A 4,987-nucleotide genomic window follows, 5' to 3' on the forward strand; every position below is an offset into this window, starting at 1 on the left:
ACGGAGAAATCATCCAGTTCGTCCCCTGCACCCGGCGCGCCTGGCACGCCGGTGTATCCTGCTGGCAAGAGCGTACCCGCTGCAACGATTTTTCGATCGGCATTGAGCTGGAAGGCAGCGATAACCAGCCGTTTACGCCCATGCAATACACCCGGCTGACTGAACTCACTCAGGCGATACAGGCGGCCTACCCTGTCCATGATATTGCCGGCCACGCCGACATCGCCCCGCAAAGAAAAACCGACCCCGGCCCTTATTTTGACTGGCAACATTACCGCCAGGCGCTTGAGACCAGCCGGTAGCAAATGATTTACCGGATTCGCCGTGGTTCGATCCACAGCCTTTCAATGAAAAAAGTTTTCACCATATCGTTCAACACAAGCGAGCAGGTGAATGCGTAAGCAGCAATAAATGCGATCTGTCCGGATGGAAGAGGATCGAGCTCAGCCAATCCGAAAAAACCGATCGATGAACCAATCAGCGCATCCGCTGCCAGCGCAGCTGCCAGCACCCATCCAGGTCGTGATCGCCAAAAAGCACGACGTTCGCGAATCGAGATAATCGAGAAAAGAGAAAAGAACAGGAGCGCCAGGAATGAAAACGTATCAAGCCTGTTGCTCGTGAGATCAAACATGTGCATCCCTATAGCAAGCAACCCCAGAACTTCAAGCAACATAAGCAGGCCAAGGATGACAGCCACCTTTACAAGTGGCCCGATTCGCCAGCTTTCGGGCGTCTGTGAAGGTTGAACATGATCTACGGAGAGCGCAATCTTCACGAAATCGGTTATAAAAGTCAGCAGAAGCATACTGAGGGCAGAAATAACAAACTCGCCGGTAATGAAGAAGGCAATGACAACGAATCCGGCTTTCATGATGGTGCGACTCACCTTGTTGATAATCCAGGTAAGAATTCGCTGGTAGGTTGCACGCCCGATTTTCACCAGCTCGACGATACTTGCGAGCCCCTCTTCCGTTAGAACAACACTGGCTGCCCCCTTGGCCACTTCAGTAGCTCCGCTCACTGCGATACCGACTTCAGCCTGGCTTAGTGCCGGTGCATCATTTACACCATCCCCGGTCATGCCAACTACGTGACCGGCTGATTGCAGACTTTTTACGACCAGAAACTTGTCTTCGGGAAATACTTCGGCAAACCCCTCGGAACGTGCAACCAGATCAGCCGTACAGATTTCTCCTGCTTTTCTGGCAGCCTGAAGATCCGCAGCACGGGCAATATCACCCAACCCAAGCTCATGAGCAATTTCCCGGGCAACCGGCAGCCCATCTCCTGTTAGCATTTTGACCCGGATACCCAGGGATCGGAGCTGTTCAATCAGCTGGCATGAATCAGGCCGGGGCGAATCGCGCAAGAATGCTAGACCGGCAAACTGCAAAGATGTACCAGCACTCCCTTGTGCAACAGCAAGCACACGAGCACCTTTGACAGCTTCTTCATCCGCTCGCGCTTCCAGCGATGCAATAATCTCCGGTCCAAGCCCTGCAAGTCCGGCGACGGTGCGCAAAGCACCTTTCACTGCGTGTATTTCATGTCCGCCAATATTTACAACCGATTCCGTCCGCCGTGTCTCGGGTGTAAACGGAACAAAACTCAGCGTCCTGACATCTGAAACAAGCAGATCGCGCCGGGAAGCCTCATGCAGGAATGCGAGATCAATCTGATCCTGGTTGGCCGGGTTAGATGCAAATGCTGCTATCTGTATTACATCGTCCTCTGAAAAACCGGGTTGTACAAACACTCCGCTGAGGGTCATCCGGTTCATCGTTAGCGTACCGGTCTTATCCGCACACAAAACCTCCATGTTTGCGGCATCTTCAACTGCCGAGAGGTGAGTCACGAGCACTCCGTAGCGGCCAAGCTCCATCGTGCCAACCGCCGTGCTCACAGCAAACATCACTGGAAATGCCACGGGCACAGCACTCATGAGCAGCACCAGCGAAAGCGGCAAAACATCAAGTAACGGCCGCCCCTGAGCCATGGACAGGGCAAGTGTAATTGTCACCAGCACACCTACAATAGCAAGCAGCCACTTTACCAGCCGGGCAGTAATTTCTTCAACATGCAACTTCGGATGTGCATTTTCGACGAGCTGGGCTGTGCGGCCAAAGTAAGTCCGCTGACCCGTCGCAGTCACGATAGCAGTTGCCTCTCCGCGGCGGATAATTGATCCGGAATAAAGTACAGCGCCCGCCTGTCTCGTAATCTCGATAGATTCCCCAGTGAGCGCAGACTGGTCAACACGCAAATCTCCATCAATAACGCGCATATCCGCAGGCACAAAATCCCCTCCACGCAGCCTGACAATATCCTCTGTCACAAGCTCGCGTGCTGGAACAAGCCGCCAGATCCCTCCCCTGAATACTCGCGCAGTAATCTGAAGACGATGGCGAAGAGTGGCTACTGCCGAAGAAGCCCGTTGCTCCTGGAAAAAACCGAGGATTGCGTTAATGAAAAGCAGTACCACTGCAATCCAGAAGTCGGTCTGTTTATCCAGAACAAACGAAAGGATGGCAATGATTTCAAGCATCCACGCCGAAAGTCCCCAGAATTTCCTGAGCAGTTGCAGAACCGGATGACGCGGTACTTCAGGGATCTCGTTCGGTCCATCGCGCAGAAAACGGGCATCCGCCTCCTGCCCGGTCAACCCAGTTACCTGCGGAATTTCATTTGAAAATCCGGCAATATCAGGAGCAGAAATTCGTGAACCGGATTCATTCATAGAACAACCCTTTGCATCATCGAAATCTTGCAGTTGTTTGAACAAACATCAATTCTCCCGGTACATGGAAAAGATAGAAAAATCAGAAAAAATCCGGTAGTCCATTACATACTTTGGCCTAGCGGTGTCCGTGCCCCCCCTCGAAATGAGAAGTGAATTCAGGGCGGCGGTACATATGATTAGCCGACTGCCCTGGCAGCATTCCACGATCCATCCGTTCTGGCGGGTGAAAGACCCCAGGTGAGTGCACGGCGCCGGTTTCACCCTGGTTGAACCCCGGCATCACCCGATTCGGCCGTTCGTGAAGAAATGATGGACGTTCATCAGGAGTATATGACCTGGTCTGCTGAGCGGGTATTTGCGGTATTCCACTGGCTGTAGCCGGACGAACCCCATGCCCGCCCTCAAACTGCAGCAACTGTGGCGGGCGCTGCCGCTCTGCACCGGTATGACTGCCAAATTCCGGCTGCGGCAATTCTTCGATCGGGTGTTCTGGCAAAGCAACACGGCTACCCGCAGCTTTTACCGGGGTTGCAGCTTCTCCGGGGTGCCATGGCAAACGGTATTCCGGGGAGGGTCGTGCAGTCACTACTGGACGTAACAGCATATGTTCAGGCGGCGAAATGCCTTTGACAGCATTCCCCGTCAAATTCACCGGCTCGGGCTTGATTGGCAATGCCCCGTGAATTTGTCTGAGGACGTCCAGCTGCGATGGATCAAGCACACCGTGCATGTGCGCCTGACCAAAACGCCCTTCGCCAACAGTAATCACGGCATTGGATACATGAGTATTAGCGTAACGGATATTGGTCACATTAACCGTTGTATTCCGCTGAATAACGATATTGTTCACTACTCGCGGCCCTCCCCAACCCCCCCACCATGGCCGTCCAATGAAGGCAGAGGGACCCCACCACGGCATCAGGGGTTCACCCCAACCCAATGCCACCCAGCCCAAACCAGTGCCAACGGATACTCCCGCACCGATGCCAAAAAAAGCAACCAGTGCAGGAGCATAAACCGCACGCCTGACTACCGGGCCCGGTGCCCACGCCCAGTAACTGCCCAGATTGATCCAGCGTCCGTAATGAAACGGCGCCCACCCCCAGGGTGCATTATCAATCCAGGTCCACTGATAATAGGGATCCCATACCCATCTGCCATCACTGTAAGGCGACCAGCCAGCAGGCACCGCGCCCGGTATCCAGACCGGTCCATATTGCGGCACCATGCGCCAGTAGCCGTATTGATCGAGGTCGTAGGCTCCCGCAATCCCTGAAGAAAGATACCGTTCACTGATCGTGTCCACCTGGCTGTCCGTTCGCGCATAGTTCCAGCGATCCCAGTCATCAAGTTCCGGCGCCACATAAGCCTCCGCCCTGGCTACCACACCACCTTGCACGACCACTTCCTCGGATGGGCGGATGGCCATGGCTTCACCACCAGCCGGTATTACCACAGCCTGGCCGCCGCGGCGAGTAATAAAACGCACCTCACCACTCACGTCCACCCGGTAATACCCAATGTGATCGATCGTGAAAACCGCACTGGGGGTATCCACCTCTATCGTATGGCCGACTGACAACATGCGCAGATCAAAAGCCACACTTCCGGCTGTAATCCTGAATTGAGTAAAACCAGAAGTCCGGTTGACCAATGCAAGCTGGGAATCACTCGCCGCACGGACAAAAATACGACTGCTCATTTGTAACTCTAGGTCACTGTTATTGCCGGTGTAAAGCGCATCTCCCACAGCCAGTGGCGTGTTCAACTGTGCTTTCACCCAGTTTTGCGCACCTGCACGCCAGAAAGACACACTCCCTTCAACATAACTCAAACGTAACGGATCCTGCATCACTCCCTGCTCATTCTGCTGGGCATATGCACCAATGCATGCATCCACCAGCACCAGGATGAAAACAGCAGCAATACGGAATATTGATGGCATGGCAAACTCCTGTTAACCCCTCAAACAGAGCATCATCCCTCCCTGAAGAAGAGACTCTGTACACAAAAAAGCACCACATGACCGGAATAACGCTGCAGCACTCGCCAGGTTAATGCAAACCAGCCGTATTGCACTATAACGTCAGACTATCAGTCAGCCGACTCTGTTCCTGTTTTTTCTTCATGACCACAAGCCACCCGTAACCATCAAATACAAGGAAATGGCCATTTCATAAAAACAATAAAAATTGCATAAACCGGAACTTTGATAATGGCGCTCAATCGAATTATCTTGCGTGG

General features: G+C 53.4%; 3 protein-coding genes. 1 reads left to right on the forward strand and 2 read right to left on the reverse strand.

Features of this window, described 5'->3' with window-relative positions; all coding sequences use genetic code 11:
- Positions 1-302: 1,6-anhydro-N-acetylmuramyl-L-alanine amidase AmpD (gene ampD, locus IT527_RS00995; protein ID WP_292965289.1), on the forward strand; the 302-nt coding region annotated here is incomplete at its 5' end.
- 8 nt (positions 303-310) lie between these two features.
- Here ampD and IT527_RS01000 read toward each other — a convergent pair.
- Together IT527_RS01000 and IT527_RS01005 are read right to left on the reverse strand one after the other, a co-directional pair.
- On the reverse strand, positions 311-2,740 hold the full coding sequence (locus tag IT527_RS01000) for a plasma-membrane proton-efflux P-type ATPase (protein ID WP_292965290.1): 2,430 nt from the start codon (positions 2,738-2,740) through the stop codon (positions 311-313).
- Between the two features lie 118 nt (positions 2,741-2,858).
- A complete protein-coding gene (locus IT527_RS01005; protein ID WP_292965292.1) occupies positions 2,859-4,688 on the reverse strand; it encodes a DUF6600 domain-containing protein in 1,830 nt (609 codons plus the stop codon).
- Positions 4,689-4,987 lie beyond the last annotated feature (299 nt).

This window comes from Nitrosomonas sp., from assembly GCF_020852615.1.
GTDB lineage: Bacteria > Pseudomonadota > Gammaproteobacteria > Burkholderiales > Nitrosomonadaceae > Nitrosomonas.